21 protein-coding genes are annotated in these 25,467 nt (G+C 59.7%); 19 read left to right on the forward strand and 2 right to left on the reverse strand.

Going from position 1 to position 25,467, the window contains the following annotated elements; translation table 11 throughout:
- Positions 1 to 951, reverse strand: coding sequence for a hypothetical protein (locus tag CJ187_RS02370; protein ID WP_146003049.1), 951 nt, complete (start codon positions 949 to 951; stop codon positions 1 to 3).
- Between the two features lie 140 nt (positions 952 to 1,091).
- On the opposite strand from CJ187_RS02370, the gene rimP reads away from it, so the two are divergent.
- The 6 genes from rimP (at position 1,092) to truB (ending at position 7,420) form a co-directional block, all read left to right on the forward strand.
- On the forward strand, positions 1,092 to 1,595 hold the full coding sequence (rimP, locus tag CJ187_RS02375; protein ID WP_102215921.1) for a ribosome maturation factor RimP: 504 nt from the start codon (positions 1,092 to 1,094) through the stop codon (positions 1,593 to 1,595).
- A 6-nt stretch (positions 1,596 to 1,601) separates the two neighbouring features.
- Complete coding sequence (gene nusA, locus CJ187_RS02380; protein ID WP_102215920.1) at positions 1,602 to 2,651, forward strand: transcription termination factor NusA; 1,050 nt, start codon at positions 1,602 to 1,604, stop codon at positions 2,649 to 2,651.
- Between the two features lie 16 nt (positions 2,652 to 2,667).
- A complete protein-coding gene (locus tag CJ187_RS09395) occupies positions 2,668 to 2,898 on the forward strand; it encodes a YlxR family protein (protein ID WP_102216547.1) in 231 nt (76 codons plus the stop codon).
- Between the two features lie 171 nt (positions 2,899 to 3,069).
- On the forward strand, positions 3,070 to 5,919 hold the full coding sequence (gene infB / locus CJ187_RS02385; protein ID WP_102215919.1) for a translation initiation factor IF-2: 2,850 nt from the start codon (positions 3,070 to 3,072) through the stop codon (positions 5,917 to 5,919).
- A 120-nt stretch (positions 5,920 to 6,039) separates the two neighbouring features.
- A complete protein-coding gene (gene rbfA / locus CJ187_RS02390) occupies positions 6,040 to 6,471 on the forward strand; it encodes a 30S ribosome-binding factor RbfA (RefSeq protein WP_102215918.1) in 432 nt (143 codons plus the stop codon).
- Between the two features lie 7 nt (positions 6,472 to 6,478).
- Positions 6,479 to 7,420, forward strand: coding sequence for a tRNA pseudouridine(55) synthase TruB (gene truB, locus CJ187_RS02395; protein WP_199171050.1), 942 nt, complete (start codon positions 6,479 to 6,481; stop codon positions 7,418 to 7,420).
- A gap of 147 nt (positions 7,421 to 7,567) precedes the next feature.
- Here truB and CJ187_RS02400 read toward each other — a convergent pair whose 3' ends face one another.
- The gene (locus tag CJ187_RS02400) at positions 7,568 to 7,921 is read right to left on the reverse strand and encodes a hypothetical protein (RefSeq protein WP_199171089.1); all 354 of its coding nucleotides are present in this window, start codon (positions 7,919 to 7,921) and stop codon (positions 7,568 to 7,570) included.
- On the opposite strand from CJ187_RS02400, the gene CJ187_RS02405 reads away from it, so the two are divergent.
- The 13 genes from CJ187_RS02405 to CJ187_RS02465 all read left to right on the forward strand — a co-directional run bounded on the left by CJ187_RS02405 (position 7,841) and on the right by CJ187_RS02465 (position 25,348).
- Positions 7,841 to 8,830 (forward strand): bifunctional riboflavin kinase/FAD synthetase, encoded by a 990-nt coding sequence (locus tag CJ187_RS02405; RefSeq protein ID WP_102216546.1) that lies wholly within the window; start codon positions 7,841 to 7,843, stop codon positions 8,828 to 8,830. The genes CJ187_RS02400 and CJ187_RS02405 overlap by 81 nt on opposite strands.
- A 168-nt stretch (positions 8,831 to 8,998) precedes the next feature.
- Positions 8,999 to 9,268, forward strand: a complete 270-nt coding sequence (gene rpsO / locus CJ187_RS02410) for a 30S ribosomal protein S15 (RefSeq protein ID WP_102215916.1) — start codon at positions 8,999 to 9,001, stop codon at positions 9,266 to 9,268.
- Between the two features lie 224 nt (positions 9,269 to 9,492).
- Positions 9,493 to 11,829 carry a polyribonucleotide nucleotidyltransferase gene (locus CJ187_RS02415; protein WP_102215915.1) on the forward strand — a complete coding sequence of 779 codons (2,337 nt, stop codon included), beginning with the start codon at positions 9,493 to 9,495 and terminating at the stop codon, positions 11,827 to 11,829.
- A gap of 185 nt (positions 11,830 to 12,014) precedes the next feature.
- Positions 12,015 to 13,340: a M16 family metallopeptidase gene (locus CJ187_RS02420; protein WP_102215914.1), complete on the forward strand. Its 1,326-nt coding sequence runs from the start codon at positions 12,015 to 12,017 to the stop codon at positions 13,338 to 13,340.
- 16 nt (positions 13,341 to 13,356) lie between these two features.
- Positions 13,357 to 13,962, forward strand: a complete 606-nt coding sequence (locus CJ187_RS02425; protein ID WP_146003048.1) for a GNAT family N-acetyltransferase — start codon at positions 13,357 to 13,359, stop codon at positions 13,960 to 13,962.
- Between the two features lie 28 nt (positions 13,963 to 13,990).
- Complete coding sequence (locus CJ187_RS02430; RefSeq protein WP_102215912.1) at positions 13,991 to 15,685, forward strand: ribonuclease J; 1,695 nt, start codon at positions 13,991 to 13,993, stop codon at positions 15,683 to 15,685.
- A 59-nt stretch (positions 15,686 to 15,744) separates the two neighbouring features.
- Positions 15,745 to 19,110, forward strand: coding sequence for a bifunctional lysylphosphatidylglycerol synthetase/lysine--tRNA ligase LysX (lysX, locus tag CJ187_RS02435; protein ID WP_102215911.1), 3,366 nt, complete (start codon positions 15,745 to 15,747; stop codon positions 19,108 to 19,110).
- A 134-nt stretch (positions 19,111 to 19,244) separates the two neighbouring features.
- A complete protein-coding gene (locus CJ187_RS02440; RefSeq protein WP_102215910.1) occupies positions 19,245 to 20,225 on the forward strand; it encodes a PfkB family carbohydrate kinase in 981 nt (326 codons plus the stop codon).
- Positions 20,226 to 20,233: 8 nt separating this feature from the next.
- Positions 20,234 to 22,687 (forward strand): DNA translocase FtsK, encoded by a 2,454-nt coding sequence (locus CJ187_RS02445; RefSeq protein ID WP_102215909.1) that lies wholly within the window; start codon positions 20,234 to 20,236, stop codon positions 22,685 to 22,687.
- A gap of 35 nt (positions 22,688 to 22,722) precedes the next feature.
- A complete protein-coding gene (pgsA, locus tag CJ187_RS02450; RefSeq protein WP_102215908.1) occupies positions 22,723 to 23,340 on the forward strand; it encodes a CDP-diacylglycerol--glycerol-3-phosphate 3-phosphatidyltransferase in 618 nt (205 codons plus the stop codon).
- A 240-nt stretch (positions 23,341 to 23,580) separates the two neighbouring features.
- Complete coding sequence (locus CJ187_RS02455; protein ID WP_102215907.1) at positions 23,581 to 23,910, forward strand: helix-turn-helix domain-containing protein; 330 nt, start codon at positions 23,581 to 23,583, stop codon at positions 23,908 to 23,910.
- 22 nt (positions 23,911 to 23,932) lie between these two features.
- Positions 23,933 to 24,154, forward strand: a complete 222-nt coding sequence (locus CJ187_RS02460; protein ID WP_102215906.1) for a DUF3046 domain-containing protein — start codon at positions 23,933 to 23,935, stop codon at positions 24,152 to 24,154.
- Between the two features lie 72 nt (positions 24,155 to 24,226).
- Positions 24,227 to 25,348, forward strand: a complete 1,122-nt coding sequence (locus CJ187_RS02465) for a diacylglycerol/lipid kinase family protein (protein ID WP_102215905.1) — start codon at positions 24,227 to 24,229, stop codon at positions 25,346 to 25,348.
- The last annotated feature ends 119 nt before the right edge of the window (positions 25,349 to 25,467 follow it).

Here is a 25,467-nt window from a genome sequence, read left to right on the forward strand (position 1 = left end):
TTACTGCTGCAAAGGCGTCAAGATGGAGTCCGCGTGGCCGCTGCGGACCGCGAGAAGTGTGGTGTTAAGGAGCTGCTCAACTGCGAGCGGCTCCTTTTCGCCCGGCAGGGTCGCGTTCGGAGCGGATGCAAATAACTGCAAGTTCACTTGCAGTAACTGCCGGTACAGTTGCGCGGTTCCTTTCGCGGCCACGTCTTTTTTGGAAGCCGCGCTTTCCTTTGTGTCCGCAGTTTCTTTGGCGGCCGCGTTCTTGATGTCGCATGAGGGCAGGCGGCGGTCCGCCACCCCAGTGCCCGTGAGTGTGCGCGTGACGGTGTCGAGCAACTGCTCGCGCAGCGCGGTGGCGTGGGCGAACTGCGGTCCGTCTTTGTGCTCAGCTTTGGAGTTATCCATCTGAAGTGGAATGCGTTGCGCGAGGCAATCCCAGTCGCGCACCGCACGTGCCAACGCCAGTTTCTCCTCATTATCTAACGCGGGCGCCGCGTCATGGCCCGGAGCTGGGCCCGCCAACCAGGTTTCTATCCGGGCTTGTTCCACACCGGCTTTTTGAGCAATTTGGAGAGTGTCCGCGAGCCGGGCAACGCTCACCCACGCGTAAGTGGTCCGTTCACGTTCGGGAACAGAAATGCGCGCCGTGTTTAAGTCTGCAAGCGCGGTATCGATGCCGTAGCGGGCCAAGTCCGCTGCGGTTTTCGCAACCGGATCCGCCGCGGGCGCCGCCGGAGCGCCGCTAGGCGTAGGGCCGTTCCACGGCTTCCACTCACCTCCGAGCAGACGCAGCCGGGCGCGTGAGCGGTCGAGCTGGTCGGCACCTAGTTTCAAACTCGCCACCCCACCGGCGAACGCTTGCTCGTGTTTAGCGGCCGCCACCTGCACCTGTTGTGCGTCCGTGAGGTCCGGTAACGTGGGGTCTGATCCCTCAAGATAAATCCCACTACAACCACTGGTCACGATCGCTGCCGAAGCAATAACGGTACAAAGTTGAAACGCGTGATGTGATCGCAGCTTAAATGACACGTTTAAATCCTGGCTGATACTCGTGAGACAATCGGAACCGGTAGAATCAAATTCCACTACAAATAGGAGCATAGTTGAGTAACGGCAACGCGGAACGGAAAATCACGCAACTGGTGGCGCCTTGTGTGTCAAATCATGATCTGTTTTTGGAAAAGGTCGTGCTCACTCACGCGAACCCTCCGCTATTACGCATCACAGTGGATCTTCCCAGTGGAACTGACTCTATTGATTCGCAAGCGGTAGATGCGGTGGCGCGCGATATTTCCAAGGTCCTAGATGACGCGGATCCAATTGCGGGACGCTACACGCTCGAAGTCACGTCCCCGGGGGCGGAGCGCAAACTCACGACCGCGCGGCACTTCGAACGCGTTGTCGGCCAGCCGGTGGAGATAACTACCGTTGACAAGCAAAGGCTTCGCGGTCGGCTAATTGCCGCGGACGAAACCCGAATCGTTTTGACGCCATTGAAACTGCGGCGCAAAGAGCAAGCTGAGGGCAGCGATGTTAACACCGTCGTTGAACTTGATAATATCGCTAAGGCACGTTCACGCGTTGAGTTCGGATCGCAAGGAGAGTGAGGGCACGTGGAAATAGATATGAGGGCACTGCGCGAGGTGGGGGCGTCCCTAGAGGTTGATGGTGACACCCTGGTGCAGGCCGTGGAAGAAGCGTTGCTGAAGGTTTACCACAAGATGCCCGGAGCTATCCGCCAGGCCCGGATCGACATTAACCAAAAGACCGGAAAAGTACTGGTTATGGCGACCGAATACGATGAGGACGACAATCCGATCGGGGAGTTTGATGACACGCCCCGCGAGTTCGGGCGGATCGCAACTGCCACTGCACGTTCGATTATTGCGCAGCGGTTGCGCGAGGCTGATGACTCGAAAGTGCTGGGTGAGTTCCACAACTCGCAGGGGAAAGTTGTGGTCGGAACAGTTGACGTGGAACGAGGCCCCCACCTGACGGTACTGAAAGTGGGGGAGTACGAGGCGATTTTACCGGATGCGGAACGCGTGCCCGGGGAACATTTTGAGCACGGCGAAATGGTGCGCGTGTACGTGGTTGATGTGTCTCGAGGTGAACGTGGCGTGCGCATTACTGTGTCTCGCACGCACCCGGGCCTGGTGGAAGGGCTGTTTGAACGCGAGGTGCCTGAAATTGCGGATGGGCTGGTGAAAATCAAGTCGATTGCGCGGGAGGCCGGGCACCGGTCCAAGATCGCGGTGGCTGCTACCCGCGAGGGTGTGAACGCGAAAGGTGCGTGCATCGGCCCGATGGGGCAGCGGGTGCGTGCGGTAATGAACGAGCTGCGGGGCGAAAAGATTGACATTGTGGACTACTCCACAGATCCGGCGCGCTACGTCGCGAACGCGCTTTCACCCGCCCGCGTGTCCTCAGTGGAAATCGTGGATGAAGAAGCGAAGCGCGCGTCCGTGGTAGTGCCGGATTTCCAACTGTCCCTAGCGATTGGGCGGGAGGGGCAGAACTCGCGCCTTGCCGCCCGCTTGTGCGGATACCACATCGATATTCACTCCGATACGGCGTCTGGCCACGGCGTGCTCACGTCCGACGTTTCCCGCCCGGACGTGACCAGTGGCTCACAACCTGAGGGCGAAATCGACGAAAACTAACGTTAAGATGGGGTTGATGTCACCTGTCTATACGGACCGAAATGTGCCTGTCCGCACCTGTGTGGGGTGCCGCAGACGCAAACCGGCGAGTGACATGGTGCGATACGTGTGGGATGCATCCGCCCAAACAGTTGTTTTAGACTCAGCCCGGAAACGGCCGGGACGTGGAGCTTGGATGTGTGACGATCCGAAATGTCAGCAACGGGCAGAGCGCACGCGCGCGTTTAACCGCGCTTTTCGACTGTGACATCAACAGTTGCAAACATTTAGCAATAATCCAGTGCACAAGGTGTGCACTGCGGATGAGTAAACGGAAGCGGGTTGGAAGCTGATGGGCACCCGATGAGTACCCAGCGATGAGCTGCCAGCAAGAATAAGACATCCGTCCTGTTCAGGGGCGGATCTGAACAGGAGAATTGTGGCGAAATTACGTGTCCACGAGCTCGCGAAAGAGCTCGGAATCACGAGTAAAGAATTACTAGCGCACCTGAAGGAAAGCGGCGAGTTCGTAAAAGCTGCGTCCTCAACGATCGAACCTCCAGTGGTTCGGCGTATGCGTGAAGAATTGGGTGGAAAGTCTTCCGCGAAGAAGAAAGCGGACTCGAAGAAATCCAAGTCTAAACCTTCAAAACCGGCGCCTAACAAAGGCAAGTCGGCGCCTAAACAGTCGTCAGAAACAGCGGCTAAGCAGAAAGCGGAAAAATCTGGTTCGAGCAAACCGGCTGCGCCCACTAAGGCGGCGAAAACCTCGGCGGCAAAACCGGAGGAAACCGAGAAACCTGAGGCGAAGCCTAAGAAGACTAAATCTGCGATTCCAAATCCGGCGCAAGTGCTGCGCAAGGTAACGGGTAAAGGTAAGGCAAAAGACAAGTCGGCGGATGCGAAACCGCAACGGTCCGCGCCCCGACCTGGGCCGCGTCCGGGGAACAACCCGTTCGCGTCTTCACAGGGTATGCCTCGCCCAGGCGGAACGAGCGGGCGACCCGCACCGAAGCCCGGGCCGCGTCCGGGGAACAACCCGTTCGCGTCCTCGCAGGGTATGCCTCGCCCCGGTGGGTCATCCGGTCCCGGTCGCGGTGGCAACCAAGAACGTGCGGGTCGGGGACGGGGATCAGGACGGTCACGTTCCGGTGGCGGTCAAAACCGGCGGCCGCGCCCCAACCCCTCAATGATGCCGGGGCGCGCAGCCCTGGACTCCGCGGACCTGTCGTCAAACAAGGGGCGGTCCGGTGGTCGCGGTGGCCGTGGACGCGGTGGGCAAAACCACGGCGGACCCGGCCGGGGCGGTTTCAATCCGCATCCCGGTGGCGGTCGTCCACCCCGCGGTGGTCGCGGTGGACGCGGTGCCACGCAGGGCGCATTCGGTCGCGGCGGAGGTAAACGCAACCGTAAGTCCAAGCGGGCAAAGCGCCAGGAGCTCGAGCAGCAGTCAGCACCCGTAATCGGTGGGGTGCAGATTCCGCGTGGAAACGGGAAGACCATCCGCATCCGCCAGGGTGCGTCGCTCGCTGATTTCGCGGACCGCATCGATGTGAACCCCGCCTCGCTCGTCACCGTCTTGCTGCACATGGGGGAGATGGCGACGGCTACGCAGTCGTTGGATGAGGACACGTTCAAGCTGCTCGGCGACGAAATCGGGTACAAGATCGAGGTCGTGTCCCCCGAGGATGAGGACCGCGAACTGCTCGAATCGTTCGACATTGACCTGGAGGCGGAGGAAGAAGAGGACGAAGAGAACCTCCAGCCCCGCCCACCGGTGGTTACCGTCATGGGTCACGTTGACCACGGGAAGACGAAACTGTTGGACGCAATCCGCCGCACGGACGTCGTGGACTCCGAACACGGTGGGATTACGCAGCACATCGGTGCCTACCAGGTGCACGTGGACCTGGATGATGAAGACCGCATTATCACGTTCATTGACACGCCCGGTCACGAGGCGTTCACTGCGATGCGTGCCCGCGGTGCGGAAGTTACCGACATTGCGATCCTCGTGGTGGCTGCGGACGATGGCGTGATGCCGCAGACCGTGGAAGCCATCAACCACGCGCAGTCCGCGAACGTCCCGATTGTGGTGGCGGTAAACAAGATTGATAAACCCGAGGCCAACCCCGGGAAGATCCGCGCCCAACTAACCGAATATGGTTTGGTTTCCGAAGAGTACGGTGGGGACGTCATGTTCGTTGACATTTCCGCCAAGCAGGGAACTGGGGTTAAGGATCTTCTTGAGGCCGTGTTGCTAACGGCGGATGCAGCGCTGGATCTGGAAGCGAACCCGGACACGGATGCGCGCGGGGTCGCGATTGAAGCGAACCTGGACCGCGGTCGCGGCGCTGTCGCAACCATGCTGGTACAGCGTGGGACGCTCCGCATTGGGGACGCCCTCGTGGTGGGGGCGGCACACGGCCGCGTGCGCGCGATGTTCGACGAGTTCGGTCACGACGTGGAAGAAGTCGGGCCGGCCTCACCCGTCCAGGTACTGGGCCTGACGTCCGTGCCACGCGCGGGCGACTCCTTCCTCGTGGCATCGGACGATCGGACCGCCCGACAAATCGCGGAGCGACGCGAATCGGTTGAACGGCAAGCCCAGTTGGCTCGCCGCCGCAAACGCATTTCCCTCGAAGAGTTCGACCAAGTCCTCAAGGAAGGCAAAGTCGACATGCTCAACCTCATCATTAAAGGTGACGTGTCGGGTGCTGTGGAGGCCATGGAAGACTCGCTGCTTAAGATCGACGTGGGCGAAGAAGTTGGATTGCGCATTATCCACCGTGGCGTAGGTGCGATTACGCAAAACGACGTGAACCTCGCGACCGTGGACAACGCGGTCATCATCGGGTTCAACGTGCGGCCAAACGACCAGGTATCCCGGTTCGCCGAAGAAGAAGGGGTGGAGATCAAGTACTACTCCGTCATCTACCAGGCGATTGAAGAGGTTGAAGCGGCCCTGAAGGGCATGCTGAAGCCGATTTACGAGGAAGTGCCGCTGGGCAGTGCGGAAATCCGCCAGGTCTTCAAGTCCGGTAAGTTCGGCAACATTGCCGGCTGTATCGTCAAGAAGGGCGTTATCAAACGCGGAAGCAACGCCCGTCTTATCCGCGACGGCATCGTCTTGCAAGAAGAGTTGGAGATCAAGTCTTTGCGCAGAGAGAAGGATGATGTTACGGAAGTCCGGGAGGGCTACGAATGCGGGATGACGCTGGGGTGGAAAGATATCGCGGAAGGCGACATCATTGAAACCTGGGAGATGCGCGAAAAACCGCGTGACTAACAGTGTTTAGAACCGGAGCCACCGGCCCGCGCGGGGAGCGTCAGGGCCGGTGGCTCTCCTGTGATTCACGCGCGGACAATCGTTCGCGCGAGTTATTGAACAAGTACATGAGGAGTAATCGTGGCCGATCTGAATAGACAACGTAAAGTTGCCGACCGGATCAAGCAGACTGTGGCGCACATGCTGGAGCGGCGGGTTAAGGACCCTCGCTTAGGCTTCATTACGATCACGGACGTGCGCGTAACCGGTGACCTGCAGCACGCCACCGTGTTCTACACGGTGTATGGCAGTGAAAAAGAGGCGCGGGACACGGCGGCGGCGCTGGAGTCCGCGAAAGGGATGCTGCGTTCAGCGGTCGGGAAGGCGCTGGGGATCCGATTGACCCCAACGCTGGAGTTCGCCGCGGACGGGCTTGCGCAAAGCGCGGCGCGCATGGAAGAAGTGCTGGCGGCCGCCCGGGCAGAAGACGAGCGGTTGGCAGAGCAGGCACGCGGAGCTAAATACGCGGGTGACGCCGACCCATATCGCGACGACCCCGCCGAAAACTCGTAGGCCCGCGGTGAGACAGCGTCTGGACGTGCCGCGGGCGGGTCAAAGTGCGGCGGATGGCTTCGTGATCGTGGACAAACCCAAAGGGGTTACGAGCCACGACGTGGTTGCGGCCATGCGACGGCTGTGCGCAACCCGCAAGGTGGGGCACGGTGGAACCCTGGATCCAATGGCCACGGGCGTGCTCGTGATCGCAGTGGGACGTGCCACCCGCCTCCTGCGCTACGTGAGCGAGCACGACAAGGCCTACGAAGCGCAAATAACCCTCGGGGTCAGTACAGAAACTGATGATTCGGAGGGCAGCGCTTTACAGACCCCCGGGTGCGCGGCAACACCTGATCAGATCGATTGTGCAATCGAGAGGTTTACCGGGCAGATCGAGCAGGTGCCAGCCGCTGTTTCTGCGATTAAAGTCGGTGGGCAACGCGCCTACGCGCGCGTGCGTTCGGGTGAGGCAGTGCAACTGAAGGCGCGGCCGGTGACCGTGCATGAGTTTGCGCGCACCAGCGAGGTAGAAACCCTCGAGCTACCGGTGGATGCGCGGACCGTAACAGTTGAACAGTTTGATGCTCACGTCGAGTGTTCTTCTGGCACGTATGTGCGGGCGCTGGCCCGGGACGTGGGTCAGGTGCTTGGCTGCGGTGGTCACTTGACGCGGCTGCGCCGAACTCGCGTGGGCGCGTGGAGTAAGCCGCGGACGATAGCGGAGCTGGTGTCAGAAGTGGAGGCAGCGGGCAGGGTAGAAACCTCGGGGCTAACAGCAGCGTGTACCGCGCTGTTTCCCCAGGTGGAGGTTTCGGATTCCGCGGCGCAACAGCTTTCGCATGGGAACACGCACGGGCTCGACCTAGCGATCCAACCCGGCGCCCGCGCTGTAGCAACTCACGAGGGCCGCGCCGTTGCCGTGGTGCGGATGGAACAGAAACTAAAAGCAGAGCTGGTGTTCGCATAGAGCGAGTCCGCCTGAATCGAGTTCGTCTGGAGCGGTTTCGCCTGGAGCAGTTTCTCCTAGCGTGTAATACTGCCTAAAGCATTAAGTAAATGGGGTTACCCCCGGTAGGGTGGTATCCCGGTGAGCAAGGAGGGGAATATGGATAACTTAGCTAATGGACGTCCAGAACTCGGGTTGCGCGACAAACACGCGCCCGGTAGGAACCCGGGCGAAGGTTGTGCGTGCGGTCGCCACGGCGGCCACGGTCACGAACAGGGTGCAAACCAGGGCCACGGTGGCTGCGGCTGCGGCCACGGACATGGACACGGCGGCTGCGGCTGCGGCCACGGCCACGGGCACGCACAAAAGGCGCAGGACGCGCAGCAAGCCCACAGCGGTTGCGGTTGCGGCCACCAGCACGAAGGCTAGTTCGCCATGGTGATGAGCGTGTGGCGCAGCCTCGGCGAAGTGCCTGCAGATCTGCGCTGTGTGGTGACGATCGGGAACTTCGATGGGGTTCATGTGGGGCACCAGAAGGTGTTGAATGCGTGTATTGAACGCGCGAAAGCCCGGGAGTTACCGCCGGTTGTGGTCACTTTCTACCCGCACCCGGTGCAGGTGCACCATCCGGAACGCAACTTGCAGCTCATAACTACTTTGCAAGATCGTTTGGATGCCCTGGCGGGGCAGGGGATTACACACACGCTCGTGCTCACGTATGACAAGAGTTTGTATTCTATGTCACCGCGCGAGTTTGCCCAGCGGGTGCTGGTGGATTGCCTGGGGGCGCAGGAAGTGGTCGTGGGTGAAGACGTCCTGTTTGGGGCCGATAACGCAGGTGATTTAGACACGTTGCGTACCTTGGGTAGTGAGCTTGGGTTTGCCGTTAAAGCAGTTACCGATTTGGAATCTGCTGAGGGACGGCGGTGGTCTTCCACGTGGATTCGTGAGCTTTTAGCTGAAGGTGATGTGGCTGGTGCGGCACGCGTGTTGGGGCGGCCGCATCGTATCCGCGGAATTGTGGAGCACGGTTTTAAGCGGGGGCGAAAAATTGGCTTCCCCACGGCTAACCTGTCTGCCAGTATCGAGGGGGTTGTGCCCGCCGATGGGGTGTACGCCGGGTGGCTTTCGATGCGAGTTAAGGATGCGCCCGCGCATGTGTTTTTACCAGCTGCCATTTCGGTGGGGATGAACCCGCAGTTCGAAGGCGATAAACACACAGTGGAAGCTCACGTGCTGGGCCGGCACGATTTAAATATTTACGGTGAGGAAGTGGCTGTCTCGTTCGTCGCCAGGATCCGCCCGATGCTCACGTTCCGTTCGGTCGATGAGCTGCTGAGCACAATGGATGACGACATCCGGAAGGTCGCGTCCATCTTGGGTGTAACCGTTTCGGGGCGGGTGGATCCAGAAGCAGTGACCGCACGATAGGTTTTGAGCGTGACACCCCGGGCAGATGCGGGGCGGATCACGTTGCGGAACTGTTGGGAGCGGGAGTTTGCCTGGTAAGCTGGTAGGGCCGTTAGATCGGCCACGGATTGTATGCGCGGAAGAAAAGGCTCCGCAGCTCCGTGCAACGAACATGAGGAAAGGGAGACGATGGCTCTCAGCAAAGAGGTAAAAGAACAAATCGTTAAAGAATACGCAACCCACGAGGGCGACACGGGCTCCCCGGAGGTGCAGGTCGCGCTGCTGACCCGCCGTATTAAGGATCTGACTGAGCACTTCAAGACTCACACGCACGATCACCATTCGCGCCGGGGTCTGATGCTGCTGGTAGGTAAACGCCGCCGGCTGCTCGGGTACTTGGCGAGCATCGACATTGAGCGTTACCGCTCGCTGATTTCGCGACTGGGTCTGCGTCGCTAGTTTTAACCGGTCCGGCTCACTTGAGCCGGGCCGCTTTGGCGTTTTGACTTGGAACGCCTAGATTTTAATAGGACAGGTACGGTAGCGATACCGTAGGTAAGTGACATGTAAGCCCGGGTGTTAAGCGGTCTTCGGTTGTGGCTTTCGGAAAGCGAGTCATCCGAGGGCTTCCATCGACGGCCGATTCACCGGGAGAGATTAATCAGTAAAGGAGAAATCTTCTGATGATGGAAGGTAAGGATCTCACGGCCGCTGAAACCGTGATTGATAACGGTAAGTTCGGTAAGCGCGTGATCCGTTTTGAAACGGGTTTGTTAGCCCGCCAGGCAGCTGGGTCTGCGATGGTGTACCTGGATGACGAGACCGCGATTTTGTCAGCTACCGCGGTGGGTAAGCATCCGCGCGATCAGTTCGACTTCTTCCCCCTCACTGTGGATGTGGAAGAGCGGGCTTACGCGGCCGGGAAGATTCCGGGTTCTTTTTTCCGGCGTGAGGGGCGGCCAGGTACGGATGCGATTCTGGCTTGCCGCTTGATTGACCGTCCGCTGCGCCCCGCGTTCGTGAAGGGCCTGCGGAACGAAGTGCAGGTTGTGGAAACCGTGATGGCGGTGAACCCCGACGATGCGTACGACGTGGTGGCGATTAACGCGGCGTCGATGTCTACGCAGATCGCGGGCCTACCGTTCTCCGGCCCGATCGGGGGCACGCGCTTGGCGCTGATTGATGGCCAGTGGGTTGCCTTCCCTCGCTACAGTGAGCTCGAACGGTCCACGTTCAACATTGTGGTAGCCGGCCGGATTGTGGATGGCGACGTGGCGATCATGATGGTTGAAGCCGGTGGTGGCGACGACATGATCAATGTGATGGAACGCGGTGGCACGCGCCCCACTGAGGACGTGGTGGCCGACGGGTTGGAAGCCGCGAAGCCGGTTATCCGCCAGCTGTGTGAAGCCCAGCTGGAGGTCGCGAAGACCGCGTCGAAGGAAACCGTGGAGTTTGAACTGTTCCTCGACTACACGGACGAACAGTACGCGGCTGTGGAACAGCACGTGAGGGCGGATTTGAAGGAAGCCCTCACGATTGCGGGTAAGCTCGAGCGGGAAGCGCGGATCGAAGAGATTGAGCAGAAGCTGCTCGAAGACCTCGCGGAGGATTTTGAGGAGCAAGAAAAGGACCTTAAGGCTGCGTTCCGGTCGTTGGAGAAAACTTTGATGCGCGACCGGGTGCTGCGCGAAGGTAAGCGTATTGACGGGCGCGAGCCGAAGGAACTGCGCACCATTACGGCGGAAGTGGAGATGCTGCCCCGCGTTCATGGTTCCGCCTTGTTCCAGCGTGGGGAAACGCAGATTCTCGGGGTGACGACGCTGAATATGCTGCGGATGGAGCAGCAGGTGGATTCCCTGTCTCCGATAACTTCGAAACGCTACATTCACCACTACAACTTCCCGCCTTACTCCACGGGCGAAACGGGCCGCGTAGGTAGCCCCAAGCGCCGCGAAATCGGACACGGCGCGTTAGCTGAACGCGCTCTCGTCCCGGTTTTGCCGTCGCGCGAAGAGTTCCCGTACGCCATCCGGCAAGTGTCGGAAGCACTGGGGTCGAACGGGTCCACGTCGATGGGTTCGGTGTGCGCGTCCACGCTGTCACTGCTGCAAGCCGGGGTGCCGTTGAAAGCTCCGGTTGCGGGGATTGCGATGGGCCTGATTACCGGTGAGGTAGACGGGCAGAAGAAGTCCGTGACTCTAACTGACATTCTGGGGATCGAAGATGGGTTCGGCGACATGGACTTCAAAGTCGCCGGCACTAAAGACTTCATCACCGCGTTGCAGCTGGATACGAAACTAGACGGGATCGACTCCGACGTGCTGAAGTCCGCGCTCGCGCAGGCTCGCGACGCCCGGCTGAAAATCTTGCGCCTCATGAACCAGGCGATTGACACGCCAGACGAAATGTCTCCATTTGCCCCGCGGATCATCACGGTGCAGGTGCCGGTGGATAAGATCGGGGAGGTCATTGGGCCCAAAGGTAAGATGATCAACCAGATTCAGGAGGACACGGGCGCGGACCTCACGATTGAGGATGACGGTACCGTGTACATCGGAGCGGAAACTGGTGAGGCGGCAGAAGCCGCGCGCGACCTCGTGAACTCGATTGCGAACCCGCAGCTTCCTGAGGTTGGGGAGCGTTTTGTTGGAACGGTTGTGAAAACCACGTCGTTCGGCGCGTTCGTCTCGCTCACCCCCGGCAAAGATGGGCTTTTGCACATCAGTCAGGTGCGCCGCCTCGTGGGTGGCAAGCGCATCGACTCCGTTGATGACGTGCTGCAGGTTGGGCAGCAGATCGAGGTGGAAATCGCTGAAATCGACCAGCGCGGTAAACTCTCGTTGCACGCGGTGTTGGACGAGGAAGCACTGGCGCAGGAAGCGCAGCAGAAAGAGAACCACGATTCGGAAGGCCATGGGGATAAACCCCGTCGCCGCCGCAACTCGGACCGGCCGCGCCGCCAGCGCACCCGGTCGCGCCGCCGCGGGGAGGACAACAACGACTCGGACGACGAGTAATCAGCGTCCCCTGCACGCAGGGAGTTGACTCCTGATTCGTGATCCAGCAAGTGCTGGTCCAGCGCGCTGGGTAACCCGGTGCGCAGTCGCGATCAGGTGACGAATAGCTGAGCACAGGCGGGTGTGGGCACAGTCCACACCCGCCTGTTGTGTTGTTTTTTCTGCGGCAATGTAGACTAACCGTGATGTCAGAAGATTTTATTGAACTCCCCTTAGTGGCGTCCACGGACTCGTTGGCGACAATGACGGTGATGGACGACGAAACCCAAATAAGGCGCAGCGTACTGCCCGGTGGGGCAACGGTGTTGACGCAGATGATCCCGGCGCAACGTTCCGTGTCTTTATCCGCGTGGTGCCCGGTTGGCTCGCGGCATGAGCCGGAACAGTACGCAGGCGCCACACATTTTTTGGAACACTTATTGTTTAAGGGCACGCGGTCGCGTTCAGCCCAGCAGATCGCGAATGCTTTCGACGCGGTTGGGGGCGAGTCGAACGCGGGCACCACAAAAGAGTTCACTTACTATTGGGCGCGGGTACTGCAAGAGGATTTACCGATGGCAGTGTCCGTACTGGGCGACATGGTGACGTCGTCAGTGATTGACCCGGAAGAGTTTGAACGCGAACGCACAGTTATTCACGACGAGATCGCGATGGGTAACGACGATGGCGGATCCGTGGTGCATGAGAATTTTGCGCGTGCAGTGTTCGGCGCTAGCCCATTGGGTCGGCCCATCGGGGGCACGGTGGAAAGTGTGAATGCGGCGTCGCGGCAGGACGTGTGGCAGTACTACCAGGAGCGGTACACGTCGGAACGCATCGTGTTTGTAGCGGCCGGCGCGGTTGAACACGACCAGTTGTGTGCGCTGGTGAACGCGGCGCTGCAGGACGGGGGATGGTCCACCGATCCGCAGCGCGTACCGACCCGGCCCACGGGCGTGGACACGCACATTGATTACCAGGCACGCGAGCTGGTGCGCCGCAAGGAGGGGGAGCAGGCGCACGTGATTGTTGGTGGCCGCGGCCTGGCGTGTAATGACGACCGCCGTTCCGTCATGTCCGTGTTACTGGCGATTTTGGGTGGTTCCATGTCTTCGCGCCTGTTCCAGGAGGTGCGGGAGAAACGCGGGTTGGCGTATTCCACTTACGCATTCGACTCTTCCTACGTGGACGCGGGCCTGTTTGGCTTGTACGCGGGGTGCGCGCCCGGGAACGTGGAAGCGGTTGAGGATTTGATGCGGTCGCAGCTTGAGGACTTAGCGGCGGCTGGGCCAACGGAAGAAGAGATGGTGCGCGTGCAAGGGCAGCTGCGCGGTGCGTTGGCGCTGGGGCTGGAGGATTCTTCTGCCCGCATGGTGCGCCTTGGTCGCGCCGAGTTGGTGCACGGCCGGTTCCGCCCGGTAGACCGCGTGTTGCGCCGTCTGCAAGAGGTGCAGCCCGGGCAGGTGAGTGAGTTAGCGCAGTACCTGTTAGAGCAGCCGTGGTGCCGCTCCCGGGTCCTGCCACCGCAGTGACGGTTTAGGTAGATGGGTGGCGAGCATAGTTATGGGAAACGAAGTTAATGTAAAACTTGGCGCGCGACCCGACCGGGGGGTGCGCGCTGCACAACCGGGTGATGGTGCGTTCATGGCGCAGCTGCAAGCTCAGGGGATGGCCCGTTCCCTGCAGCGGGGATTGGAGCAGGTGGCGGCGAAGCCCGAAATGTTCGATGTGCGTGCGATGACGCAGGTGTGGGAACAGTCGATTCGCGCTACTTCCCAGCCGGGCCAACGCATCTTGGTTGCCACGCATGAGGGAGAGGCCGTGGGGTTCGCTGCCGTGGCCTCAGGCGAAACCGTTAAGGGCGGCCAAGGTGAGGAAATTATTGCGTTTGAGGTCGCGGCTGAGCGGTTGGATGAGGGACACGCTGAGCGCCTCATGGCGGCGGTAACCGACCTGGCGCAAGAAGACGGGGCAACGCACGTGAGCATGTGGGTGGTGGCCGACGATGAGCCGCGCACCGAGTTTTTGGAATCGTGCGGTTTCGGCCCCTCCGGTGGGAAACGCACCCTCCAGATCGGAGTGGAAAAAGTGGGGCAGCACCTGTGGTGGGCTGGCCTCGAGAAAAAAGTTGAAAATAAACGCGAGACTCCGTAAACGCCTCGAACATGGCACAATCGTAAATATGATGTCTTTACTTTCTGAGTTACCCGAACCCGGCCCGTTAAAACCCGACACGTTGCGAATCACCCCGCTGGGAGGCCTGGGGGAAATCGGGCGGAACATGACGGTGTTCGAAATTAACTCAAAACTACTAATTGTCGACTGCGGCGTACTCTTTCCCGAAGAGCAGCAACCCGGCGTGGACCTGATTTTGCCGGACTTCACTGCGATCGAAGACAGGTTAGACGACGTCGTGGGGATGCTCCTCACACACGGTCACGAAGACCACATCGGAGCGGTTCCCTACCTGCTGAAACTGCGGCCCGACATTCCGATTTACGGATCCGAACTCACGTTGGCGTTCGTGAAACCAAAACTGGATGAGCACCGGATCGCCAACCCGAACCTAAACGTGGTTGAGGACGGGCAGAAGGTAGACCTGGGGGAGTTCTCGTTTGAGGTCGTTGCCGTAACCCACTCCATCCCGGATGCGCTGGCGGGCATGATCCGCACCCGCGCGGGGAACGTGCTGATCACCGGTGACTTCAAGATGGACCAGTTGCCGTTAGATGGGCGCCTGACGGACCTGCGGGCATTCGCCCGGTTCGGGGAAGAAGGCGTGGACCTGTTCATGGTGGACTCCACGAACGCAGAAGTCCCCGGTTTCGTCACGCCTGAGCGTGAAATCGGCCCCGTGTTAAACCGCGTTGTCGCAGCGTCGACGGGGCAAATCGTGGTAGCCTCATTCGCTTCTCACGTGCACCGCGTGCAACAAGTGTTCGCGGCCGCGCAACTATCAGGACGCAAAGTTGCTCTCATTGGCCGGTCGATGGAACGCAATATGCGGATTGCACAGGAACTGGGGTACTTGGAAATCCCACAGGACGTTCTCGTGTCGCAGCGCGAGGCGGCGCAACTACCCGCGAACGAACGGTTGTACATGGCAACGGGGTCGCAAGGTGAGCCGATGGCGGCGCTCGCTCGGATTGCGAACGGGGAACATCGCACCGTGGAAGTGGGGGAAGGGGATACTGTGATTTTCGCTTCCTCGCTGATTCCCGGTAATGAGAACTCCGTCTACCGCGTCATCAACGGCCTTATGCGACTTGGAGCGCAGGTGGTACATCAGGCGAACGCAAAAGTACACGTGTCCGGACACGCGGCGGCCGGGGAACTACTCTACTGCTACAACATCGTGCAACCTCAGAACGTTATGCCCATCCATGGGGAAGTGCGGCACCTGGTGGCGAATGGGGAATTGGCTGAAAAAACTGGGGTTGACCCGCGCGGCATAATCCTCGCGCAAGACGGGGTCGCAGTAGACCTTGCTAATGGGCGCGCGCAAATTGCCGGGCTGCAACCTTGTGAATACGTTTACGTGGACGGAGACAGCATCGGGGAGATCTCAGAAGAAGAACTCCAAGACCGGCTTGTCCTCGGATCCGAAGGGTTCATCGCGATCTACGCGGTTGTGGACCTCGAAATGGAACGCATCATGTCTGGTCCCACCGTGCGCGCAGTAGGGCTTGCCGAATCCCCACAAGTGTACGAACAAATCCAACCGGATCTAGAGGACGCGCTCGCAGCTGCTGTGGCTAAAAAAGGCGCCACCGCGTACTCGTGTCAACAGGCGATGCGCCGCGTTATGGGCCGCTGGGCAGCGCGGAAACTGCGCCGCCGCCCCATGATCGTGCCGGTCGTGGTGGTAGAAGAATAGACGGTAAAATCTACCCGTACTGACCATCACCCCCACGGGGGCCAACGGATAGGTGGACTGTGTCGAAACGACAACTGAGCCCTATAGACAATGCTTTTTTGCGTGGCAAAGCGGTGCGGGTGCCGCAGTGGATTGCCACAGTACTGTATTTTGCAGCGCTGTGGTCGGCCCTGCTGCTAACCGGTGCGTTTGACACGGTTCCGTTCAACTGGGTGACGCTAGCCCTGTTCCTACTTGGGCTTCCGAGCGTGTCCGGGTTGCATGTGACGGTGGGGCTTGCGGTACTTGCCTACCTTGTCTCCACGCGTAAACGGGTGGGTTGGTGGGTGCTTCTGGGCATCCAACTGGTGAGCTTGCTGGGGATCGCGATGGCGATACTGATTGCGGTGGCCCCGCATTTGCTGGCCAGTAACACGGTTGAGAACTTGGATGCGAACGCCCTGTTTGAACTGCCGAGCGAGCTCGTGGTGTTCGTGATTTTGAAAGTCTTGTGTTCTACCGTGATCACCGCGTGGCTGCTGTGCATTCGCCGCGCTTTCCCGGGGCGGATCATGCCCGGTTCAATCATTGCAGCGCTAGTAGTGTTGGCGGTTGGATTCTTAACCGCGATCGCCACGGGGTCAATCCTGTGGACGCTCGCGGGGCGGCCCGAATCGGAGGGGAGTTCGAAACACTGGATTATCGGCACCGCGATGGGGCGATATCTAACGCGACTTCTTACGGGCGAGCCCTCTGTTGGCGGTCCCCTTTGGATCCGGGTTGTGATCTCCACAATTATGGCGATCACGATTGTTGCTGCCCTATTTGTGTTCCTGAGGGGCCGGCGCATGCCGGGGCGCACAATGGCGGACGATTTGAAGGTCCGCGACCTGCTGGCCCGCTACGGCAGTGACTCCCTGGGGTACTTCGCAACGCGCGCAGACCGTTCGATTGTGGAGTCAGCGGATGGGGAAGCGGTGGTTTCTTACGCGGTGGCACTGGGCGTGTCGATTGTGGGTGGGGACCCGATTGGGGCGCGGTCGTCATGGGCGGATGCGATTACGCGGTGGATGTCATTGTGCGCGCACTACGGGTGGGTGCCAGCCGCCATGTCCGTGTCAGAAGAGGGCGCGAAAGCATTTCGCGAAGCGGGTTTTCTTGTGCGCCTGATGGGCGATGAGGCGGTGATTCACACCCGTGACTTCTCGCTGTCTAAACCGAGTTCTAAACCGTTGCAGCAGGCGGTGCGCCGCGTGCAGCGCGCGGGCGTGCAGATTCACTCGGCCCCGCAGAGCGACATTTCCCCTGAGTTGAAAGAAAAGATCGCCCGCGCCGTACAGCAGTACCGGGTGGGCGATGAACGCGGCTTCACGATGGCGCTAGACCGGGTGGTGAGCCCGGAAGACCCCAGTAGCCGACTGGTTTGGGCAACCCGGCCAGATGGGATGATCGAGGCGGTGCTGTCGTTTGTTCCATTTGGCCACCACGGCTTGTCGCTGTCGCACATGCGCCGCTACCCGGGGGCCACGAACGGGGTGATGGAGGCCATGGTGGTGCACTTGCTGCGCGAATGCGCGGATGCGGGCATCACCCAGGTGTCGTTGAACTTCGCGATGTTCAGAAAGTTCTTCGTCCAGGGCGAAGCTGTGGACGCGCGGGCGTTTGACCGGGCTCTGTATTCGATTATGCGGTTGGCGTCGCGATTCTGGCAGTTAGAAAGCCTGTACGAGTCGAATGCCCGCTACGCTCCCGAATGGGTGCCGCGCTACATGTGTTTACCCGGTATTGCGGAAGGCTCCCGGGTGGGTTTGGCCGCCGGCATGCTGGAAGGCTTCGTGCCGCACCTGGGGCGCAAACGCGTCGTCGAGTGGACTCCAACACGCGAATACTTGGACGCGGTGCACGAGATTGAAGCGACGAGTGTTGCGGATGTGGTTCCTTCCCAGCCTGAGGTGCAGTGTGTCCGCGCTGCAAAAGCCCAGTGGCTGGAAGAGCGCGGCATGGACCCGTACCCACCGAGTTTGCCGGTTCCCTCATCGGTAACTGCTGTGGAGCAGGCGCGAGTGCTGAAAGTGGACACGATTTCTGACGTTGAAACGCAGGCGGGTGGGCGAGTGCGGTACATCCGCGACCACGGGGGCATCGTGTTTGTGGTGCTCGAACAAGAGCGCGTGCAGATCCAAGCGGTTTTTGAACGTTCGAAAGCCAAATACTTCGACCTGTTATTGGGCGTGCAGCGCGGGGACGTGATCCGCGTGGAGGGCTACGCGATGCGCACCCGCACCGGAGAGCTTTCAGTGAGCGTGCGCAAGTGGGCGATGGCGGCGAAAGCGATTCGGCCGGTACCTCACGTGGGGGATGTGATTGACCCCAGTCAGCGCGGGCGCGAGCGGGTGCGCTACCTGCTGGCTAATCCGGATGCGGTCTACCTGTTGCAACTGCGTTCTAAAGCGGTGAAACGCATCCGCGAGTTCATGGCCGAGCAGGGGTATTGCGAAGTGGAAACCCCCATGCTGCACCCGGTGCAAGGTGGGGCGAACGCCCGCCCGTTTGTGACGCACATCAACGCGTATGACGCGGATGTGTTTATGCGGATCGCGCCCGAACTGTATTTGAAACGGCTTGCGGTAGCGGGGATGGGGGCCATCTATGAAATGGGCCGGTCATTTCGTAATGAGGGCGCGGATGCGACTCACAATCCGGAGTTCACGTCGCTTGAGGCCTACCGGGCGGGCGGGGACTACACGACGATGCGCACGCTCACGGAGCAACTGATTAAAGCAATGGCAACGGAAATGTTCGGAAAACCGGTGGCGCACCGGCCGGCCGACACCCCGGGAGTGGGGGAGCAGACCGCAGCTACGTTTGAGGGACACGAACTGCACGAGTTCGACCTGTCTAAACCCTGGCCCGTGGTGCGCGTGTACGACGCAGTTTCGCAAGCAGTGGGGCAGCGGATCGAGACGGATACGAGCGTGGAAACCCTCGTGGAACTGGCGAAACAGCATGAGGTTGAGCTGCCCCCGGTGCGTGACCACGCGAACCTCATTGGGGCACTGTACGACGACTTGGTGGAGGCACACACGGTCCACCCCACGTTCTACTGTGATTTCCCAGCTGAAACCTCACCGCTGACCCGGAAAGATACGCACAACCCGGCGTTAGCGCAGCGGTGGGATCTCGTGGCGTTCGGCATGGAGATTGGAACGGCGTACACGGAACTGACGGACCCGCGGGATCAACGGGAACGGTTCACAATGCAGTCGCTCGCGGCAGCTGCGGGGGATCCGGAAGCGATGAGTATCGACGAAGCATTCCTGTCTGACCTGGAGCTCGGACTTGTCCCGACCGGAGGTTTAGGCCTGGGCGTAGACCGCTTGTGCATGATGCTCACAGGAGTGAATATCCGCCCGCTCCTAACTTTCCCGTTCGTGAAACCAAAATAACCTCAAGAACTATCTTTGCCGGCAGAAATAAACTCACGTGTGGAACGCAAAACGGGGGACTTGTTAAACCGAGCATGGGGCGTAAAGATATAGTTCATAGGGACCTTGAATAGGAGTAGGGAACAGGAGCACACGTGTCGCGATTTATTTCTACCCAGCCGATTCATCTGAACCTGCCCACATCAATTCCAAAACTTCCCGAGCGCGGCGAGATTCTGCTCGCTAGCTCCATGTTGGCAGCTCCCGGCGGGGGGTTTTTAGGACTCGCCGCGGCCGGTGAACTCGGGGTCCATGCCGCCGCACTGTCCGTACTCGGATCCGGGCCGAACTCGTTCGTGGCGCGCCGCGTTCTGCGTCAGCGCAGCATCGAAATCCTGACTGAAGAAATGATCGGTGACATCGGGGTTGCTATGCAACTGGTGGAAGAAGGCGGGTACACCACCACCGTGTTGTCGGTAGGCGTGGAATCCGACCCGCCCTTAGCGATGTTCCACCAGGTGGAAGTGCAACCCGGCGACGTGGTGCTGGTACACGGCCTCACCATGACTAACTCCCAAGCCGCCAAACAAATCGCCCGGTGGGCCGCGAACCTCGACGAAAGCATCACGGTTGTGCTGTGTCCCTCGCCCATGCTCGACCAGATCGATCCCGAAGTGTGGCCCATGCTCCTGCACCGGGCGGACTACCTTAGTTTGAACTTGCGCGAAGCCCGGATCCTCCCGGGACTGCTGGAACCAGGCGAAATCGGGTGGCAGGCCGTCGCCGAGCGGATGCGGCCCAACACCGTTGTGGTGCGGCGCATGGGGTCCATCGGGTGTGAATACCACCGCAACGGCGACGCCGCTTCACGCGTAGTGGTCCCCGCTTTTCACGTACCCGTTGCGGACACATCCGGGGTTGGGGACATCCACGTAGGGGCCATGTGCGGGGCGCTCGCAGTGGGACACGACGTGGGCGCCGCGGTACTCATTGCGAACGCAGCGGGCGCCGTAATGATCTCGCACGAGTACTCAATGCACATTCCTTCGCTGGACGACCTCATGGCATTCCTCGACTTTGACCCCACTGAACCGGCGTGCCTGGACACAGCCGAGGCCTCTAAGCGGGTAAATTAACTTATACTATGGCACACGAACGCGCGAAAAAATCCGATCAGCCTACCGATGAATCCAACCGCTCCCCCCTGCTGAGTCTGATTACCACAATCGGTTCCGCGTTCTTCAAAGGCTTGCGCAAGGGCGTTCGTTTTTTTGCCCGCGGGGTCGCGGCGGCGTATCGGCACGTCCACGCGTGGGATCCACAGCTAAAACGTGACATCGTCGCAGTAGTTCTAGTTCTCCTCGCAGTTTTATTTGCGTTAGGTACCTGGCTGCACACATTCGGTGGGGTGGGGCAGTGGTTCCAGAACCTGGGGCGAAACCTGGCTGGGGTTTTTGACGTCACGATCCCAATTGCGCTCGTTTACGTGGCGGTACAACTGTTCAATGCCCGGGTAGAAAACCGCTTGCCGGCGCAAATAACAGCACTGATTGGCACCGCTGCAGCCCTAACTGGGATGGTGCAGGCAACGCGCGCTAACCCCCCGCTGTCAAACCTGCCGCGGGTCGCGAACGCCGGCGGTGTGATCGGCTGGTTCTTCGGATACCCCCTCACGGCGCTGCTGACCAGTGGTGGGGCAGTGATTGTGCTCCTACTGGTTTTGCTCGCATCCGCCGTCATCGCTATGCGCACGCCCCTTCGCGACCTGCCCCGCGTTCTCAAACAGGGAATCACACGCCAGTCAGACGCTGCGCAACAACCCCCGCACCTGGATGAATACGATGCAGACGAAGCGTTCCGCACCGCGCACGAAGTTGAAGACAACACCCAGGTTTTCCCCGCCGAGCACGAAGTCTACGAACCCTCCCAGGCACTACCAGGCGACGCCGAACCCGCAACCGAAGTGTTCACGCCCACCGGCTCTACGAAGCGTGACGCTCAGCCGAGTGCAACCTCGGCTGAGCCCTCCAGCGCGGACCTCCCGGTGGATGTAAATCCCGACGATCCGAATGCGCCGTACGAACTGCCCGGTGACAATGCACTGGTTAAGGGTGCCCCCCACAAGACCCGCTCTGCTGTGAACGACCAGGTAGTGCACGCCCTCCAACAGGTCTTGGATGAGTTCAAAGTCGATGCCACTGTGGATGGATTCTCGCGCGGGCCAACCGTTACCCGCTACGAAGTTTCCCTTGGTACCGGCGTTAAAGTCGAGCGGATTGAACAGCTTTCCAAGAACATTGCGTACGCGGTTGCGTCAGCGGACGTGCGGATCCTCTCGCCCATTCCCGGAAAGTCCGCAATCGGTGTGGAAATCCCCAACGCGGACCGCGAAACCGTTGCGCTCGGTGACGTGTTGCGTTCCGCCGCTGCACTGCGCAATCACCATCCCCTCGCCGTTGGGGTTGGGAAAGATGTTGAGGGCGGCTACGTCGTTACAAACATTGCGAAAACCCCCCACCTGCTGGTGGCGGGCGCAACTGGTTCCGGTAAGTCGTCTTTCGTTAACTCGATGATCACGTCCATCATGATGCGTGCCACACCCGCTCAGGTGCGTATGATTCTGGTGGATCCAAAACGCGTGGAACTCACCATTTACGAGGGTATCCCGCACCTGATCACCCCGATTATTACCGACCCGAAAAAAGCAGCGGAAGCCCTGGAGTGGGTCGTTAAAGAAATGGATCACCGCTACGACGACCTCTCACAATTTGGGTTCAAACACATTGACGACTTCAACAAGGCAGTGATCGCTGGGCAAGTGCAAACCCCACCCGGATCCGAACGCCAACTCAGCCCGTACCCGTACCTGCTGGTTGTTGTCGATGAGCTGGCGGACCTCATGATGGTTGCTCCACGCGACGTAGAAGCCTCGATTCAGCGCATCACCCAGTTGGCACGCGCGGCCGGTATCCACCTGGTCTTAGCGACGCAGCGTCCCTCAGTGGACGTGGTGACCGGGCTAATCAAGTCCAACATCCCATCCCGGCTCGCGTTCGCAACCTCCTCGCTTGCGGACTCGCGAGTTATTCTGGACCAGTCGGGAGCGGAGAAACTCATCGGGCAAGGTGACGCCCTCTACCTACCCATGGGCGCGGGAAAACCAATGCGCGTGCAAGGCGCGTGGGTAACCGAATCAGAGATCCACCGCGTAGTGGACCACGTGAAATCACAAATGACGCCCGTGTACCGCGAAGATGTGACGGAACCTGCGAAGAAAACGATGGTGGCCGAAGACATCGGTGACGACCTGGACGACCTCCTGCAAGCTGCGGAACTCGTGGTGTCAACGCAACTGGGTTCCACTTCCATGCTCCAGCGCAAACTGCGGATTGGATTCGCGAGGGCAGGCCGCCTCATGGACCTATTGGAATCGCGTGAAATTGTGGGGCCTTCGCAAGGATCTAAAGCCCGCGAAGTGCTGGTGGAGCCAGAAGCGCTACCACAGGTTCTGGCAATGCTCAGGGGCGAGAATCCGGTAGGCTCAGAAGAGAGCAGTGAAGCAAGTGAAGAAGACGCGTGGCAACTCACCGGACGATAGGTTAAATCCGGTGGGTACCGTGAGAGGCGGGGACTATGAATAAAGCGCAAATGGACGACAACGTGTCGGACGCGCGGGGGAGTGAAGAAATCTGGAACCTCCCGAACATTTTGACAATGCTGCGGCTGGCTCTAGTGCCGGTGTTCATAATCCTCATGTTCATCCCCTCAACGGCGTGCCGCTGGGGGGCCCTCGCGGTGTTCGTTGTCGCTGCCGCAACGGATCACTTCGACGGTGAGATTGCGCGCAAACGCGGGTTGATCACGGACTTCGGAAAGATTTGGGATCCGATTGCTGACAAGGCGCTAACGCTGGGCGCGTTCATCGTGTTGTCCATAACGGGCCTGCTCGGATGGTGGTTTACGATAATCGTGGGCGTGCGGGAACTGGGGATCACGTGGATGCGTCGCCGACTTTTGCGCCGCGGCATAGTGGTCGCCGCGAACTCCGGTGGGAAAGCGAAAACCGTGTCGCAGATGTTCCTCATCTTCCTCCTGGTTGGCCCGTGGACCACGTGGATTACCGCTCCCGCGTTCGCTACCGCCTTGCACTGGGTGACCGTGGCATTTATCGCGATCGCATTCGTCCTCACCGTCTGGTCCGGTGGTGTGTACGTGGTGGAAGCGGCGAAAATCGTCCGCAAACGAAGTTAGTAACGGACACTTTCCCACCTGTTCCTCTCACCACCTGTTCCTCTCACCACCCGGACCTCTAAACGTGTGATTCCCCACTTATCGGCTTGGAATATTGTTTGCTGAACCGGGGTTTACGTTCATATGAAGGAAAAAAGTCCAAGTCGTTATTACATTAAGGTGGCACCGTCAGATCAGACGGGACGCATAACACACCCACGAGCATTAAAGAATCAAGCATCTGTTCGATACGGTAGGAATATGCAGGTATCAAAGATTGAGACACTGTCATTGCGAGAGCACCTTGGGGAAGTGCTGCGAAACATTCGCCGTCACCAGGGGCGCACACTACGGGACGTGTCTTCCGATGCGCAGGTTTCCCTCGGGTATTTATCGGAAGTTGAACGCGGGCAGAAAGAAGCGTCGTCAGAACTGCTGCTAGCAATCTGCAACGCGTTGGATGTACCGCTGTCGTTCGTGTTGCGTGAGGTCTCCGACCGGATCGCCGCGCTAGAGAACGTGAAGGTACCCGACACGGTACCCGACTACCTGCAGTCTTCTTTAGCGGAGCGGATGACGCTTCTGAGCTAGAAATTAGAACGGAGCTAGGCAAGTGACGATCTCAGAGTTCTGGAGGAATGTGGAGGCGGTCTACGGATCCTGTTACGGCCGCTCACTGGTTGGGGATCTATTCTTGCCACACTTGGGGGGTACTGCCGAGCAGGCCCTCAAGGACGGGATGGAACCCGACACGGTCTGGAATGAACTCGTAGACGAAACGGATGTTGGCGACGAAGCTCGGTGGGTGCACCGTCAACCACAGCCCGCACGTTAACATCACACTGTGGCTAACTTGAACGAGACTAATCGGACGAACAATTCCGAGGCTGGTTCGCGAGCTGATTGTATGAGCGGGGAGACGATCGGTTCGTCCGATGAATTGGTGGCAGGTCCGGCAGTTTATTCGCCCGACTGCGGAGCGTACCTGATTGTTAATCCGCGGGCGGGACGGCAAAAGCTGCACAGCCGGGTGGTGCAGCTTCAAAGTCACCTTGCGCGGGCGCTTAACGTCGACCACGTGCCCGTGTATTTCACCCACGGAGCGTGGGATGCTCCCAATATCGCGAGTGATCTAATTGCCCGCTCGCCGCGCGCGTTGATCGCCGTGGCAGCTGGTGATGGAACTATCAGCGAGGTGGCGCACGCGCTGGTTGGTTCGCGCGCCCGGTTGTTGGCGCTACCGTATGGGTCCGGAAATGACCTAGCTCGATCCCTATACCGCGGGCATGCGCACCGTCCGCATCAAATTATTGACGCTATCGCCACCGGTGGCCTAGAGACCTACCGGGTGGATACCCTGCGGGTTCGTGCCCCTCGATACCGGCTAGGCCGAGCCCGGCAGTGGCGCACCAACTTGGACCGCTACGTTATTAACGCGGTTTCAATCGGCTTGGACTCGCGCGTAGCCGCGATCGCGAACAGCATTCAGCGGCGGTGGCCCGCGTTGTCGAATGTCAGCTATTTTCTTGGCGCAGCTGTAGCAATGGTGGGGCGCAAACCGTCGGCCATGCAAATGGGCCACAGTGACCCCAAGGGTAAATGGCGCAACAAAGCGCGGTCCTACGACTTGTGCGCAGTGTGTAACGCTTCTTTCTACGGCGGCGGGTTCGAACCAAATCGCAGGGGCCGGTTGAATGACGGGATTATCGACGTGTATTGGAGTAAACCGCTCAAACTAGAGCAGATTATCCGACTCGTCGGGCGGTTTAAGACGGGTAAGCCGATCGATACGCGCGTGCTGGAGCGCTACCAGGGGGAACGGTTCGACTTTGAATCTCTCAGTAACGAACCTCTCGTTCTCACGTTGGATGGCGAAGTGGCTTACGTGCCGAAAGCGTACGTGCAGGTTGTGTCGCACGCCGTTAACGTGGCCTTACCACGTGTTTGGGGCACCCCATTGGGACTGCGTCCCGGAGCGGATGATTCCATATCGAACGCGCGCATTCCGGGTGTTTCCAACGCTGATTAGGGGCCGCGCGGATCTGATTGATTTTCAACAGGCGCTGGATTCGATTTCTTATTCGAACAGGTGTTCGGTTAGACTATTTGTGTTCGTGCACTTCGAAAGTTATTCACAATTTTACTTTT

The sequence above is a fragment of the Gleimia hominis genome (genome assembly GCF_002871945.2).
In the GTDB taxonomy this organism is placed as follows: domain Bacteria; phylum Actinomycetota; class Actinomycetes; order Actinomycetales; family Actinomycetaceae; genus Gleimia; species Gleimia hominis_A.